General features: G+C 67.7%; 11 protein-coding genes and 1 pseudogene. All 12 read right to left on the bottom strand.

Annotation, left to right across the window (positions count from 1 at the left end):
• Positions 1-983: pseudogene (locus ACNQQL_RS33405) on the bottom strand (hypothetical protein); the annotation flags it as partial.
• A gap of 70 nt (positions 984-1,053) precedes the next feature.
• Positions 1,054-4,818 (bottom strand): N-acetylmuramoyl-L-alanine amidase, encoded by a 3,765-nt coding sequence (locus tag ACNQQL_RS33400; RefSeq protein WP_347068640.1) that lies wholly within the window; start codon positions 4,816-4,818, stop codon positions 1,054-1,056.
• Positions 4,819-4,827: 9 nt separating this feature from the next.
• Positions 4,828-5,235 carry a DUF3467 domain-containing protein gene (locus ACNQQL_RS33395; RefSeq protein ID WP_347068638.1) on the bottom strand — a complete coding sequence of 136 codons (408 nt, stop codon included), beginning with the start codon at positions 5,233-5,235 and terminating at the stop codon, positions 4,828-4,830.
• A gap of 161 nt (positions 5,236-5,396) precedes the next feature.
• A complete protein-coding gene (locus tag ACNQQL_RS33390; RefSeq protein ID WP_347068636.1) occupies positions 5,397-6,359 on the bottom strand; it encodes a sigma-54 dependent transcriptional regulator in 963 nt (320 codons plus the stop codon).
• A 549-nt stretch (positions 6,360-6,908) separates the two neighbouring features.
• On the bottom strand, positions 6,909-7,910 hold the full coding sequence (locus ACNQQL_RS33385; RefSeq protein WP_347068634.1) for a hypothetical protein: 1,002 nt from the start codon (positions 7,908-7,910) through the stop codon (positions 6,909-6,911).
• A 436-nt stretch (positions 7,911-8,346) separates the two neighbouring features.
• Entirely contained in the window at positions 8,347-8,625 is a 279-nt protein-coding gene (locus tag ACNQQL_RS33380) for a hypothetical protein (protein ID WP_072443962.1), read from the bottom strand.
• 216 nt (positions 8,626-8,841) lie between these two features.
• A complete protein-coding gene (locus ACNQQL_RS33375) occupies positions 8,842-9,072 on the bottom strand; it encodes a hypothetical protein (protein ID WP_347068632.1) in 231 nt (76 codons plus the stop codon).
• Positions 9,073-9,162: 90 nt separating this feature from the next.
• Positions 9,163-10,035, bottom strand: a complete 873-nt coding sequence (locus ACNQQL_RS33370; RefSeq protein ID WP_347068630.1) for an IclR family transcriptional regulator — start codon at positions 10,033-10,035, stop codon at positions 9,163-9,165.
• 104 nt (positions 10,036-10,139) lie between these two features.
• Complete coding sequence (locus ACNQQL_RS33365; protein WP_347068628.1) at positions 10,140-11,435, bottom strand: polysaccharide pyruvyl transferase family protein; 1,296 nt, start codon at positions 11,433-11,435, stop codon at positions 10,140-10,142.
• A 45-nt stretch (positions 11,436-11,480) separates the two neighbouring features.
• A complete protein-coding gene (locus tag ACNQQL_RS33360) occupies positions 11,481-12,701 on the bottom strand; it encodes a glycosyltransferase family 4 protein (RefSeq protein ID WP_347068626.1) in 1,221 nt (406 codons plus the stop codon).
• On the bottom strand, positions 12,698-15,079 hold the full coding sequence (locus ACNQQL_RS33355; protein ID WP_347068624.1) for a DUF4838 domain-containing protein: 2,382 nt from the start codon (positions 15,077-15,079) through the stop codon (positions 12,698-12,700). Before ACNQQL_RS33355 ends, ACNQQL_RS33360 begins: the two co-directional genes overlap by 4 nt.
• On the bottom strand, positions 15,079-15,906 hold the full coding sequence (locus ACNQQL_RS33350; RefSeq protein ID WP_034185023.1) for a glycosyltransferase family 2 protein: 828 nt from the start codon (positions 15,904-15,906) through the stop codon (positions 15,079-15,081). Before ACNQQL_RS33350 ends, ACNQQL_RS33355 begins: the two co-directional genes overlap by 1 nt.
• Positions 15,907-15,964 lie beyond the last annotated feature (58 nt).

The raw sequence follows: 15,964 nt of genomic DNA, 5'->3' as shown, positions 1-15,964 counted from the left end.
GGCGCGGGCGCCGCAACCGGCGCGGCAGGCTGGGCGACCGTCGCGGCCGTCGGCGCCGGCTGCGCGATCCGCGCGGCGGGCCGGCTGTGCCGCTCCAGCAGATTGCGCGACGCCTCGTCGACGAAACGGTCGAGCGGCAGTGTTTCCGACGCGAAATTGATGCTCACCTTTCCGGTCAGCGTCGCCTTGAGATCGGTATCGGTTTGCGCGTTGACCACAACGGTCGAGACCGTGGTGACGACGTCGCCCGACGTCCCCCGTCCGCCCCAGGTCGTCTGTCCCGACGACGGGTCGTTCGACGTCGCATACTGCACGGCGGCCCGATCGCGCGCCTTGGCCTGGAAATTGAGGCTGGCGGCGATCGTCCCGTCCTTGACCACGACACGCTGCATGCCCAGCAGCACCATCGTCGACAACGTCGACAGCCGATGTTGCGCGACGCGCTCGCGGGCGCGGGGCAGCACCACCGATTCGAGCGTCTGGGCGTCGAACGCGCCGTCGGCGGCGCCGAATTCGGCGAGCCACGCGGGCGCGGGCGCCGCGTCGTCGTCGCCGGGCCGGACCACCGGCGCGAGACGGTATTCGCCGCCGTCCTGCATCAGCGTCACGTCGTGCGGATACTGCTCGACCAGCCACGCGCGCGCCTGTCCGTCGGTCACGTTCTCCTGCGCGAACTGGTCAAGCGGCTTGGCCACCGCGCCGACCAGGTCGGCGAAACTCTCGACCTGCTTGATCGAGCTGTCGACGATCGCGTCGTACGTGCCATGCACGAGGCTCGCGACGAAGGTCGGAAAATCGATCGCGTCGGCCAGTGCCGCCGCACGCCGGCCGATGGCGTCGGTCGCCTTCTCCTTGGGGGGCGCCGACGCGCCCGGGCCGCCGGCCGGCGTCGCTTGCGGCAACGCGCCGTCCTGCCTGCCCGGGTCGCTCGATCCGGAGCCGTCGACGATCTCGCGGCCGAACGCGTCGCGAGCGAGCGCCATCGCGGGCGTTGCCGCGCCGCGTGGCGGCGGAGGGGGAATGTGGCGGGCCATCGCGCGTGTCCCTCAGGGGTCAGGCGGGCTGCAATTCGCGCGCCGCGGGTTGCGTGCCGCTTGCCGGGAGCGGCGCCGCGCCGTCGGCGCCGTGCACGGTCTGGAAGCGGCCGTCGCCGTTCAGCGCCACCTCGGTCACGCCGATCTGATCCTCCTCGCCGGCATGCCGGAACGTGGTGGTGATGCGCAGCTTGACGCTCGCCCGCTCGGGGGTGCCGGAACCGCGGCCGATATCGGCGCGCACGAGCGCGCTCCAGCCGTCGAGCATCTGCCCGTCGCCCGGCGAAATCGCGACGTCGCCGACCGCGCCGCCCTGCCGCGCCCAGTCGATCGTCACCGGCGCCGACGTGCGGCCGCTCGGCCCGTCGATGTACGGCCAGTCGTCGAGGGCGATGCGCTGACCGGTCATGCGCGGCTGGCCGGCGCCGCCCGCCAGCGCCTTGGCGGGCTGGACCAGCCCGGCCAGCTGCGCGAGATCGTAGCTGCGCCCGTCGCGGCTCTCGGTGCGCCGGGTCAGGCTCACGCCGAAGCCGAATTCGCCGCCCGCGGCCGGCGGCTCGACGCCGAGCGCGTAGCCGGCGCCCGCCGCGCTGCCGCGATTGATCAAGTGGCCGAACGTGCCGCCCGCATGCATGAGCTGGATCACGCCGATGCCGGCCGCGGCCTCGTATTCCGACACGAAATCCTCGTAAGTCATGATGTAGCGGCTGCCGGTCGCGTGGGTCGGCGGCAGGGTACGCGCGCCGGGATGGCCCGGCGTGCCGACCACGCGGTCAAGCGGATCGGTGATCCGCACGAAATACGCGTCGCCGCTGCGATACATGCCCGTCACCACCACCGCATGGAAGAAGTTGACCGGCGCGCGCACGACTTCGGCGACCCAGATCGGCCCGTTGGCCTCGAGCAACCGCCGAAAGCCTTCGGGCGCGAAGCACGCATTGGGTTCGACCGTGAGGCTCGACGCCCCGGCGAAGACCGCCACCTCGGCCGGCTTCAGGCCATCCTGCATCTGGCGCTCGAGGCTGATGCAGCGCGCGAGCAGCGCCGGGTCGACGCTCTGGTTGTCGCGCCAGCCGATCACCATCGACGCGGCCGTTGCCCAGCACCCCATGTCGGTAGGCTGCGGGGTCAGCTGCACCTCGTCCCAGTTCACCGTCCAGTCGTCGGCGCCCAGCGCGCGCGCGGTGCCCGGGGCGACCGACAGCGCCTGGCCGATGCCGAAGAAGCCGCGGCTCGGGATCGGCGCCTTCAGGTGGCCGACATACGCGAGCGTTCCCGGGGCCATCGTGCCGGTCGACAGGCTGGCGAGATCGCCCGGCGGCACCCAGTGCGGCGGCACGCTGACGATCGGCTTGCCCGCGTCCTGGAAGGACTGGGCGACCAGTTGCGAGCAGAAGAAGTTGTCGGTGTCGGCGCCTTCGCCGAGTTCGATGCGGCCGACGAAACGGCGGCAGCGCTCCGCCGCGTCGCCCGACAGCAGTTCGCACGCGTGGCGATCGATCAGGTAGCCGCCGCAGCGGACCAGCCCGACATAGTTGAAGCCGCGATCGAGGTAGCGCGCGGCGGCATCGGCGACCTGCCGCTTCTGCGTATCGGTCAGGCCCGGCACCCGGAACGCGACCGCGAGGCGCGCGTCGGCCAGCGCATCCGCGAGCGGGCGCAGCTGGACCCCGCCGGGAATCGCCTCGATCACCTGCCCGCCTTGCCCGACATAGAGCATCGCATGGCTGACCTCGGCGCCGGAGCCGGCACGAATGACGCCGGAGCCGGGATTGCCGGTGGTGCTGAGAATGATGTCGCCGATCTCCAGCGCATCGGTGCCGATCGACAGGCCGCCGACGCCCGGATCGAGCGGAATGTCGTCGCCGAGGCCGCGGGCGGCGAGCCCCAGCGCCTGGCCGGCCGACTGCGGCTGGCAGGTGCGGCTGCTGACCAGCCGCATGAAGTAGTCCCAGTCCCAGTTGCCGTCGGGGCACGCGGTATGGCCGGTCGACGTGTCGGCCTCGCGATGGCCCATGATCGTGGTGCGATTGATCGGTAGCTGATACTTGTCGCACAGCGACGCGACCAGCGCCGCCGAGGTTTCGTACTGGAGCGGAGTCGGCGCCAGCGCGTCGAAATGCTGGACGGTGCCGTTGCGACGCGGGTAGTCGGCGCCGCCGCGCTTCACCGCGATATGCTCGATGCCGATGCTGCGCTGGTTCGAGCCCTTGCAGTGCCACGCCGTATCGGCCTCGGAGACGAACTGGACGACTTCGCCCGCCTGCCCGACCAGGTAATGCGAACTCACCTTGGACGCGGCATTGGTGAAGGTATTCACCACGTGCTGCACGGTGGGCACGTCGGCGATGTGGATGACGATGCGGTCGATCGTCCTGCTGCCGCGCCCCTCGTCGAAATTCGGGCTGGCCGCGGTGCGCGTGACGAGACTGTTCTCGCGCGCACCCAGCGCCAGCGCACTGGCCGTTGCGGCCGGCTCGGCGGCCGCGTCGTCGTCGCTGTACGGCGGCGTATCGATACCGTACGCCTCCGGGTCGTCGCTCAGGCCATGCGACCACGCGAGCGACGACGAGGTGGCGATCGTGCCCGACGCGGCGCGCGAGACGCCGACGAAGATGCTCACCGGGCTGCCGACGCTGACGCCGGCCGACAGCGTGACGCCGACGAATTCGTTGCGGGCGTTGAACAGCGCCGAGATGCCGCCCGCCGGGGCTTCGCCGATCATCACGCCCACGGACGTGCCGGCGCCCGCGAAATCGTCGATATGCCCGCGCAGCAGGCTGATCTGGCCGGTGACGCTCGCCGACACGATGAAGCCGAAGTCGAGCTCGCCCGCCGCGAAGGCGCCGATGTCGTCGCCATTGGCGTCGAAGATGAGGCCGACCGAGCCCGAGCCCCCGGCTTCCCGCCCGGCGCCCGCGCCCGCGCCGATCGAGACCGACAGGCCGTTGCGCATCGCGACCGGCAGCAGCAGCAGCAGCGATGCGGTGGCCGGATTCGCGCTCAATATCGCGCGCAGCGCGGCCCGCTCGATGGTCGATAGCTTGCGCGGCCGCGGCCAGGTAAAGCCGCGGCGCTCGCCGGCAATGCGGAAGTCTGCATCGTCGCCCATCCCCTGCGAGACGGGTGCCGGCGCGGCGGCGGGCGCCGGTGCCGGCGCAGGGGGGATCGCTGCGACCGGCGCGGCGGCGTGCAGCGGCGGCAGCGGGCCGAACCCGTCGTCGTAGTGGACGTCGTGGTGTGGCGCAGCAGCCTCGACGCCCGGCTGCGGCGCGGCGGAGACGGCTGCCGGCGCGGCGGGCGCCGGCACGGCGGTGGCCCCCGGCCGGGTGCCGTCGCCCGCCCAGCTCAACAGCGGGCTCCTGACGCCGGCCCCCCCGCGAGCCGGGAACATGAGGACCCTGCGCAACCCCCGGTCGCTGAGCCCCGACAGCGACACGTAGGGGCTGTCGGCATTCGGCAGGACGTCCACCGTCCACGCGTCGGCATCGGGCGACGCGGCGGTGGCGAGACCGAACCACAGCCGGCCCGCGCCCGTGAAGCGCGCCAGCACCGCCGGCGGCACCATGAACACCGCTTCGCCGCGCGGGATCGCCAGCAGGCCGTCCTCGCGGCTGGTGTAGAACGTCGACGACGTGCGGCCTTCCTTGCGCACGAACAGCGCGGGATCGGTGGCGATCACCAGTTCGGCGACGCACGGCGCGTGGCCGACGCGAATCGTGAAGCCCAGCATCGGGAAGCGGTCGGTCACGACCATGCGGTTGGGATGGAGTTGCGCTGCCATGTCGTGTCCTCAGCTCTGGTTATGATCGGGCTCGTCGCGACGGCCGCCGAGCATCGGCTTGCTGCGCGCATCGATCGCGCGCTGTTCGAATTCCTGCGGGGGAAGAATCGCCAGATCCGGTTCCGGTTCGGCGATGTCGGCAATGTCGGGGATGTTGTGGTGCGTCGCTTCGAACTGGGCGATCGAGCGCGCGAGCAACTGTGCCAGCAGCTTGGCGTGAACCGGGCTGACCGCGATGCGGCTCATCAACTGGACGTTGCCGGACTGAGGCTCGACCTGTCCGGCATCGATCAGGAACTCGAACGCGTTATGCCCGACCTCGAAATAATTCGCATAACTGGCAAGCAGCGGCCGTGGCTGGCCGGCCGGCTGCGCCGGGTCCGGCGGGGCGTCCTGGAGTGGCTCGATGACGTGCACGACGGCCTCCTTGCATGGCGACGGGCGGTCTGTCCGTCGATCTTCGCAAGGAGCGGGCCAACCCGCGCGCGCTGACGCAAACGCATGATTTGCCGTGGAATTTCCCGGTCGGACCGGAATGCGTGAAGGCTGCCGGGCTGTACCATGTGACAGCCGCGCTGTCACACTGATGCAGTGTTGCCGCCGTCCAGGTTGTACTTGGCCAGCTTGCGGTACAGCGTCATGCGCGACCAGTTCATCTGGCGCGCCGCTTCCATCTTGTTCCAGTTGGTCTGGCGCAGCACCGAGACCAGCCGCTCGCGCTCATGTTCGCCGGCGGAAAAGTCCTGCACGAACAGGCGGCGAAACGCCGGCGGCAGGTCGCCCAGCCCGAACGGGCGCCCTTCCGGCGCATCGATGAACAACGCCTCGACCAGGTTGCGCAGCTCGCGCACGTTGCCCGGCCACCGGTAGTGCCGCATGCATTCGAGCAACGCCGGATCGGGCCGCCCCACCCGCATCGCACGCCGCTGGTTGTGTTCGGCGACGAAGTGATCGACGATCGACGCGATGTCCTCCGGCCGTTCCCGCAGCGGCGGTATCTCGATGCGCGCGACGTTCAGGCGATAGAACAGATCGGGGCGGAAACGGCGTTCGGCGACCAGGTCCTCCAGTCTTTCGTTGCTGGCGGCCACGATCCGGACATCGACCGCGCGTCGGCGCAGCGAGCCGACCGGCATCACCGTGCGGTCTTCGAGCAGGCGCAGCAGCTTGGCCTGGACGGCGGGCGGCATCTCGCTGACTTCGTCGAGGAACAGCGTGCCGCCGTCGGCCTCGACGAAGCGGCCGGGAAACGCGTTCTGCGCGCTGGTGAAAGCGCCGCGCTCGTGGCCGAACATCTCGGATTCGAACAGGCTGTCGGGCACGGCGGCGCAGTTGACCGCGATGAACGGCTTGCCGGTGCGGGCGCTGAGGCGATGGACGGCGGCGGCGACGCGCTCCTTGCCGGTGCCGGTTTCGCCGGTCACCAGCACCGTCGTATCGGTCCGCGCGACCTTCGCCAGATAGCGGCGCAGGTCGGTCATCGCCGGGCTCGTGCCATGCAGCCCGAGTGACGTCGCCTGAATGCTTCCGGTCGTGCTCATGCGCGCGCCGTTCGGCTAGCAAACCGCTGACGGGTGATGCGCAGCCCCGATTTTCATCGCCACTTTCCCCCCGCTGGATATTGAGGAACAGGCAACCATCCTCGATGGCGATTGTCGGCACGCGTTTAATTAGTACTTGGCGATGCGTATTGAATGGATAACCGCGTGTCCCGGCGCCGGCTGATAATCAGTGTAGTGTCATTATCGATATACGTACAACCTGCCGGCTACCGGCGCTGGCGCACGAAATGCCGGCCGCCAATGCGCCGGCGCAAAAAGCGAACAGGCCATTTCACGCTTTTTTCATAACGGGATCGAATGCGACGAGCCCCGACGTTTCTTCGTGAATGGCGCAGTAGATCCGCGAAACGGCGCGCTGCATGGACGGGTGGCCGTCGCGTCGTATCCGGAAAGCAGCGCATCGCCGGCCCGATGTTCCGGAGCAATCGCGTTCGTACGTCTTCGTCCTGAAAATCCAATGCCATCGGCCAGCCCCTGACTGACGCGAAGTCGGCAGAATTGTCAGGATTCCTGCACGGCAACCCCGCCTCAGAAATTGTGGGCCAATCCGATCATGAACATGTCCTGGTCCGTGTTGTTGCCGGTCGCGACACGGTTGAAGCGAAGATTCGCAGTCCAGTCCTTGGTAAATTCATAGCCGATCTGCGCGCTGAAAAGCGCAGCAAGCTTCATCCGGTCAGACGGCGCGCTCTTGTCGTATGCAAGATAGGGGCCGATTCCGGCACTGAGACTCCATCTGCTCAAGATCGGCGCAACGTACCAGAATTGGGCTGCGACGCCCCTTCTGGCAGCGACGTCGTTGACGCCCTCGTAAACGAAGCTTGCCGAATATGCCCAGGCATTGCCGATCGGCCGTTTGAGTTCGACCAGGTAACCCTTCTGGATCGGAACTCTCGGCCGGTTTGTTTGCGAGGTTCCGGTCCAGACGCTCAGCTGAGTCCTGCCGTCGGAAAACGACGGATGAGGGTCGCCGCCGAATCCCGAGCCGATGCCGAACAGCACCGCATCGGACGAGTGGCCGCCCGCCATCTGAACACGGTTGTACTGCGCCTTGAGGTAGATGCCGTTAGGCGTGAGCTCGTAACGCAACGCAGCCGACGCGCGGATCCCGAGACGCTTTTCGTTGCGCGCCTCATCGCCGACGTGTGTCGTGTTCATGCTGAAATACGGGCCCGCCGCAAACTCGAGCGCCGCCCTCCCGCCAAGCGGCAAGCGCGCCGCGCCGAGCAGCGCGAAACCGTCGCGATGGTTGTCCGTCGGATGGCCTTCGTTCAGGTAGGCGACGAAAACCGACGCGTAATCGTTCAGTGCCTGGCCAAAGCCGATTTCGTAAGCGCGCCAGTGCATGTTGCCGCCCTCGCTCGCACGGCCATTACCATAAACGGCGTACGCGTCGAGTGTGCGTTGCCCCGGGCCGAGCCCACTCGACGGGCTCGGCGCGCCTTCGTCGGCATTCGCAAAACCCGCAGCAGCCAAGCCAACGGCGGCGGCGAAAGCAAAACGGAAGCGAACATCAGAGTGTTTTCCCATTCCGGCACGCTCCAGCAATAACAATGGCAACAAACCAGAGAATCGGATCGCGCCGCGATTTGCGGGCGCCGGTACCCCTGGCGCCTTATCGCGCTAGCCGCGAGCGTTCACGCCTGGCCACCTCTCCAACGACCGTCAGTCATCACCGCTTGGTGGCCGGTGCCGCCGGCTCGACAGCGCGCCGGGGGGACGTCGAGGTTGCTATCGCGGCGAGTCGGGATTGCTTTGGGCGACCTGAACCGCCTGTTGGCCAGTTCGTTGCAGTATTTCGCAAAGCGCGTTTGGCGGCAATCGCCGCATCCAGCGGCACGCTGGCGGCCTCGGAGCCGGCGGTCGCACTTTTCGCGACGTCCGCCACCAGCGTCCTGACTAATCGATTCGCATTTACCGGATCGTCTTTTCTAGACGCCGCGAGCGATCACGCAGCGTATGGCCGTCACGTGCCGGCGGCGAGACGCGGGCCCGCGCCAAGCGGAGTGAACTCGGCTTCAGGTTGCGGCGACGGCAGCGCGTGTACCCAAGGATCGATGCCCTGCTGCTGCACTTCTTCTAGAAACGCAACGCGCGTGCTCCAGTAGCTTGCTCGCAATTTCGCATCGATGACACGCTGCTCGGCAGCGAACAATTCCATGCGAGCAGTCACCAGCATCGACGCGGCGGTTTTTTCCGGTGTCGGGGCGTGACGCATCGCCCAACGGCTGATCCAGTTCACCATGCTGCCCCCCGTAAAAACAAACCGACCTGGATCGGGCAATCGCGAGCGGCCGCGCCCGTCTCGATGCATCGCGGCCGCCACCAAACGCCACCACCCAGGTTCCAGGCGCCATCGACATCCGCTATCGATGTCGATCGCCGCGGCGTGCGCGCGGTTTACCTATCCTATGAATACTTTCCGGTTTGCGCGATACGGGTTTGCATCCTTCGACACGTTTCATTCTTGAATCCGTGCATCGCACATGCAACTGTTCATTTCTATAAGCAATCGAGTTTTTTCGCAACGGAGGAACGGGCCGCGCATCGTCGATGCGTGCGCACATTGACATTGCGGTGGCGCATTGCCGCCGCTTGGCATGCCGCAAGGGGCTGCGATGGCGACGGTGCGGGTGCCGGGAGCCAATACCGGCGCGGCTTTTCGTTCCGGCCCTTGAGATTCGATTTCCATCGTCCGGGTGCGGACACCTGAATCGCCCCGCCCCGTATCGCGCGTTATCGCACGCGCTGGCCCCACGCCGCACGAATCCCCGCGATTCCCTCACCCCGCCCGACGCGCAGTCCGCGCCGGCTCACGCGACGGCATCTCGACCGCAGATTGCATGAACCGCTGATCGACCGTCGCGGAAATGCGCTGTGCCGTTTCGCACAGCGCGACACCGATCTGCCTGATCGACATCGCCCCGGCTTCTCCCGAGAGCGCCAGGTATGGGCAAGCGAGGATCGCGATTGCCGAGCCCGACTTGTCGACGATCGGCGTTGCGATATCCGTGATGCCGGGAATGCGCTCGTTCGGGCGGCAGATATAGCCGTCGCCCCGATGGGTCGGCAATGCGTCATCGCTGCGTTGCCGGTTCCACGACTCGACATCGTGCCCGATGTTCCGGAGCAATCGGGTTCGCACGTCTTCGTCCTGAAAAGCCAGGTACATCTCGCCCACGGCACTGCCGTGCAGCGGAACGCGCGTGCCGACCCGGACAGCGAGGTTCCATTCCGTTTCAGCGCCGGCCGTTGCGATGACAACCATCGTGTCGCCGTCGAATACCGTCAGGTAGCACGACTGGACAGTCTGCAATGCGAACTGCTGCAGGAGCGGCGTGACAAGCGCGCCGAGCGATCGTGTCGGCGCATGATGCTGTCCGAGAAAATAAAGCTTCATGGTCAGCGCGTAACGGTCGTAACGATCCACCCTGTAGATGTATCCCCGCTCCTCGAGCACCTGCATCATCCGATACAGTTCGCTCCGGCTGCGCTTCAACGCGCGGCAGATGTCCGCCTGCGCCATGCCAAACTGGCGATCGACGAGCAACTCGAGAATATCGAGGCCCTTCTCGAGCGCCGGCGCACGATAATGCGCTTTTTTCTTGAGCCCCGAACTGTCGGGATCAACCGGATCTTCGTTTGGATTGCGCATGTGAAACGATGCCTCTGGAATTCAGCTCACTTGAGTCACGCCGGCATGACCGCGCGCGTCATGCGGCGCTGCTGCGAATGCGGGAAAAATATCGCGGAAACCGCTCATGAAGGCCGGATCGCATGGATCACGCCGCGCAGGTTTCTGGATGACGCCTCCGTTACGCGCGGCAGCGCGGCGCGCACCTGATTGCGCAGTTGCGGAAGCGCCGACACGAACCGGTCCAGTACCGCCGCCAGATGCGTGGAGCGCATCGCTTCCTCGGGCTTCAGCAAGAAGCTGTCCGACAGACCGAAATGACTGAAGAGCCCATGGAACTTGTCCTGGTAGGTCAGCGCGGCGACCGGCACACCCATGCCAAGACTGGCGATCGCCAGATGCATGCGCCCGGTGACCACGCCGTCCACCTGCCCTGAAATGGCCTTCAGTTCCGCCGCCGACATCCTGGTGCGCGGGTAGCAAAGCCGCTCGCCCATCGTCGCGGCCAATGCGTGATGCAGCGGCTCGAGGCAGGTATCGTCGCCGTCCCGGCCGCGATAGTCGTGGGACAACAGCACGATGCTGATCCGATGAAGCTTCGCGAGTTCGCGAATGGCTGCCTGTGCCGACGCGACCAGCACCGCGATATCGTCGTCGCTGGCCCGGCGGATCAGCATCGGGTGAAGGTTGAATGCGATCACGACATCGCCGGCCGCGCGGCGCGCTTCGACCCACGCGGCCGTGCCCCTGACGCAATCGGACGAATCGTCCGGCCGAAGCATGAAGGCGGAATCCGCCACGAGCTCCGCGCTCGCCGAACTGAAACGCCTGAATCGATCGAGCGAAACGCCGTCGCGAACGTTGACCAGCAGCCGGGAGTCGATCCGGTCGAAAGCATGCTTCAACTGCCGATACGGCAAGCGATTGAAGCTGAAGCCGAGAATCGTGCCGGGCACGCCGCGCCTGACCAGCAGATCCGCCGTTGCCAGCAACCTCAGCGACGTCATGGGCGAATAGTAGCCGTCCATCACGTCGGCACCGATGACGACCACCGCGCTGGGTCGCAGCGCGGCAAGCCGTTCGACCGTGTCCGTCAGGCGCCATGGCTCGTTCCATGCGTCGACCGCATGCAAACCGAGCTGCATCGCGGCGTCCGCTGCCGCGGGCGTAGCCGTGACGACCGACACCTTCAACGCGCCATTCGCCTGTCGCAACCGCTCGACGACCGCGCGCAGCATCGCTTCATCGCCTTTCGAGCCGACCAGCGTCCACGGATCGCCCGGCAGTATCAGCAGATGGGCGCCGCGCGCGCCGTCGTTTTGCGGGGCGCCCCGGGAGGCCTCGCGACGCCATTGCATCGTCAATCGCTTGACGTACAGCCACACGCGAAGCCGCTGCTTCAGACCGGCCAGTTTCGACATGTTCGATTCTCCTGGGTGATTCGATGGTTTCGACGACTGCATTCGTCAGGCCTCCGCGGCGACGGGCGGCCGCTGCCGGAGCATCCCGCGAAGCACGCGAAGCTGCGTTTCATGCCAGGCTCGCGCGGAATCGCGCGCCGCCGCACCTTCGGCAATGCGATGCGCGCGGTCCGTCGCGAGCCGGACGACCGCATCCGAAAAGCCCTGCGGATCACCGTCCCGCACGACGGTCACCCCGCGCAGGTCACGCTCGCCGAGGCCACGCGCGCCCGTTCGGGTGCTGACGATCGGCACGCCGAGCGCCATGCTTTCGAGCAGCTTGATGTTGATGCCCGTGCCGAGCAGCATCGGATTGATCGAGATCGGTGCGATCGCGAATGCGTCGCCCAGCTCGGCGACGGGGCCGTGCTTGACGATGTTCGGCCCGTCAGGGACGGCCGCGGCAATCGTGCCGGCCAGATGCACGCGAAACGCCGGCAGCCGGGCCACGATATGCGGCAGGATTTCGTCGACGAAGTATTTGACGGCATCGCGATTCGGTTGGTTGTCGCTGCCGAGGAAGGTCGCGTCGGCATGCCCGGCACAGTCCACCTGCGGCGGAAACGCCAGCAGGTGACTCAGCACCGCGACCGCCGGGGTGTCGCCGCTGCCGAGGCGCGCCGCCAGCAGGTCGCCCTCCTCGGCCTGGATGGCCAGCGCGACATGCGCGCGGCGCAATCCGTCGCACTCCCGTTGCGGCGGAATCGAAAACATGTAGCGCTTCGCGCCGGGGCGGCCGATGAACGGCACATGCCGGTCCGCAAAGATGTCGTGCGTATCGATGACCTTGACCACCGTATCGGGAAACGCATCCAGCGCGCGCGAATAGAACACGTATTCGACGAACACGGCATCGAATGCATGGCGGTGCTGCAGCGCGCGCAACTGCCCGGTAAAGCGCTCGCTGAACAATTCATCGAGCCCCGTGTAGTACGCATGGCGGCTGCCGGCCGCTTTCGCGGCGAGACGACGCGCCAGCCAGGCCACCCGCTTGGCGCGATACAGCGCAAGCGAGAGGCCCGCGCGGCGCAATATCGACACGCGGTCGGCACCGAACTCCCGGCGATGCGCGTCAAGGTCCATGCCGCCCGTCTGGCGCGATTCCAGATAGACGAAATGCACGTCGCAGCCGAGCGATTTGATCGCCCGCGCGAGATTCAGCACGCGACTGCGATTGCCGGCATTGACGGGAAACAGCGGAATGGGCGAAACGATGGCAACTTTCATGAGGCGTTTCCTTTGAGCGGAACCGGCGGCAGCGTGCCGCCCGGCGCACCATGACGAATGGCGATGAAGGTGCCGACGCGCACGGACTGGCCTCGCGCGAATCCGACGCCGTGGACATAAATGCCTTTCTCGTGATCGGCGTCGTACGCGAACGGGCCGCCCGGGACAGGCAGCCATCCGAATCGCGCGTCGTCGAGCGTGCGCGCCGGCGTGTCGGTGCGCAGCGTCATCGGCGGGTAGGCGCCCACCCGCACGGCCGCAGCGCCAGCACCACCCGCACCGCCGCCTTCCGGCACACGCACCGACGCGTAGAGATCCCAGCGCCCGTCGCGCGGCAGCTTGTCGAGCTTGAGCTGGATTGCCCAGACGCCCGAATCGCCGCGTATCGCTATCGCGGCGCCGTCGAGCGCCGCGGGGTCGGCCACCACGCGCGCGCTGTCGTTGAGATTCACGCGCGAAACATCGATCGCGCGCCAGTCGCTGTCGGCGAGGCCCGCCACGAGCGGCGGCGCAGCGACGGGATGGCGGTCGAGATCGAGCAATGCACCGAGTGCCGCGAGATTGCCGCTTTGCCGATACTGACGAACGCCCGCGGCCGAGATCGCCGCATCGAAACGCGCGCGCCGCCCGCGAATATCGAGGTCCCAGCCTTCCTGCGCGGCACGCGCCGCGTAGCGGTCGCGCAGCGCCAGGATCACGAAATCGAGCGGCATGCGCGCCTGGCGAACGCGCGCGCTACGCACGGCATCGCCGTCGACGGCACGGGCGGCCGCATCGAAATCCCGCTCCGACTCGCGGACGAAGTCGTACGTGTACATCGACATGCCGACCGGCGTCTGTTCGGCCAGCACGTCGCCGCTCGCGCGCAGCGCGGCATGCATGCGATCGATGTAGCGGACGACGGCCGGAGCCGCCGCGCCGTAATAGGCGTCGCAGTATTCGCGGACGAGCGTGCGCGGGTCCGCGGTCGGCGTCCAGAGCAGCCGGGCGATCAACCACACGCGCAGGCTCGCGAATTCGCCGCCGCGCGACTGCCAGTCGCCTTCCGCGAAGTAGCCGTCGACGCTCGGCAACGTGGCGAGCCACGCGATGCTGCGGCCGATCGGATAGAGATTCGGCGTCGGCTGTATGTAGCCGCCGAAGTTCACGACGTGATCCCACACGGTGACGTGCCGCGCGATGTCGCTCCATTTGCGCAGACCGTCGCGCAGCGATGCATTGCGACCCTCGTTCAGCGCGACGCCGTAGTCGACCTGGATCGTCATCGGATACACGCGAACGTAATCCGGAACCTGCATGCCGTCCGGCGACGTGAAGCCCCAGTGATAGGCCGGCATCGCGAAACGCGCGCCGGGAACCTCCTGCCGGACCCGCGCCGCCACGTCCCGCACCATATCGAGAAACGCCGCCGACGGCGCACCGCCATGCGCGTCGGCAAACGCGCGGCTGGCTGCGTCCAGATCCCAGCCCCAGTCCATGTCGCGGATGCCGAACCAGATGCGGGCCGGGTCGGGTTGCCGCTTCAGGCGCTTCACGATCCCGGCCGCCATCGCGGCGCGGACGTCGGCCGACATCATCGCGAGTTGCCCGCCGGCATACCACTCGGGATGCGCGGCCGCATACCGGTCACGCGGCACGAGCGTCCAGAAATCCGCATCGCCGTCCCGCGCGAGCCAGCCGCGATCCCACATGTCGATACCGGGCGGGGAGGCGCGATACGACGTGCCGTGCGACTCGCCGTTCAGCAGGTTGTGCGCGCGGAACGGCTTGTCCTCCCCTTCCGCGCTCAACACCTCCCGATACGCGAAGCGCGGAACCTGCCGGACGGGCGCCGCGTCGACGCGCAGCTCGGCCTGTTGCGGCACCTCGGTCGCATCGGGCGCGAGCCACTTCACGCCGAGCTTGCGGTCGAGCCACCAGTACGCGCCGAACAGCGTGCCGCGCGGGGTGTCGCCGGCCACGACGAGGTCGTCGCCGCTGCGGCAGACGACGAAGCCGTCGCTGCCGAGCGGCGCCGCGTGTGCCGACCGGCATCGTTCCGCCGCATGCTCGCCGCCGACGACAATGGCCGGCGTGCGGTCTTGCCCGTCGTCCGACACGGCGAACGACGCGCCGCTGATCCGCGACAGGTAGTCGGCAATCTCGTCCGCCGCATGTCGCGTCACGGCATCCGTCGCACCGGCGCGAACGAGGTAGCGCGCGACGCCATCCCGCGCGAGCAGCACGCGCGGCGCCGACACCGGCGGCTTTCCGGCGACGACGTTCGCGTCGTGCGGCGGCCGCACCGGCTGCGCGCAAGCGCCGCCGCGCGCGGCCATCGCGCACAATGCGATAGCCGCGGCACGCACGACGACACGAACCGGCGCGGCAGGCCTCATTACCGTGCGATCCGCGAGATGCCGGGCGGCAACGACAGCGGCACGTGGAACTTGCGGTAGAACCGCCACAGGCTGCGCAGATGATGCCGCCCCGCTCGCGACACGGGGCTCGCCGCCGACTGTCGTTGATGATCGTGCACGAGCGTGACGCCCGGCATGCCGAGCACCCGATAGCCGGCCAGCCAGGTCCGCGCGCACAGATCGACATCCTCCATGTACAGGAAATACGATTCGTCCATGCCGCCGAGGGACTCGAACAGGTCGCGCCGCACGACGAATCCCGTTCCCATTACCCATTCGGCATCGAACGGGTTGCCGCACGACCATGCATCGATCATCAGGTGCTGGTTCATCCGCGCACGAAAGCGGCCCGAGCGGCCAAGCGCGGTGCGTCGCGCGACGATGTCGAGCCAGCTGTAGAACCGTCGCGCCGAATACTGGCGCCGGCCGTCGGGGTACTGCAGGTCGAGCCCGACGAGCCCGGCCTCCGGCCGTGTCTCGAACAGCTCCAGCACTTTCGCCAGCCCGTTCTCGCTGAAACGCGTATCGGGATTGACCACCAGCACGTAGTCGCGCCGACAGGCGGCCATGCCGAAGTTCACGCCGGAGCCGAAGCCGCGATTGCATGCGGCGCGCAGCAGCCTGACGCCGCGCGGCAATGCGTGCCGCAACCGCGTGTACGAGTCGTCCGGCGACGCATTCTCAACGACGACGATGTCGTCGGCGAGTGCGACGCGTAACGACGTCAATGACGCCACGCATCGTATCGTCAGGTCGGGCGTGCCGTAATTGACGACGATGACGCTGATTCTTCCTTCGGTTTCCATCGTGATACCCCGCGCCGTGGTTGATTGTGTCGGCCGGTTTGCCCGGCTCTGTTCGTTG

Source organism: Burkholderia sp. LFS061 (assembly GCF_047978125.1).
Taxonomy (GTDB): domain Bacteria; phylum Pseudomonadota; class Gammaproteobacteria; order Burkholderiales; family Burkholderiaceae; genus Burkholderia; species Burkholderia pyrrocinia_C.
Note: the sequence above shows the minus strand (reverse complement) of the source record. Positions and strands in the feature narration are given on the sequence as shown.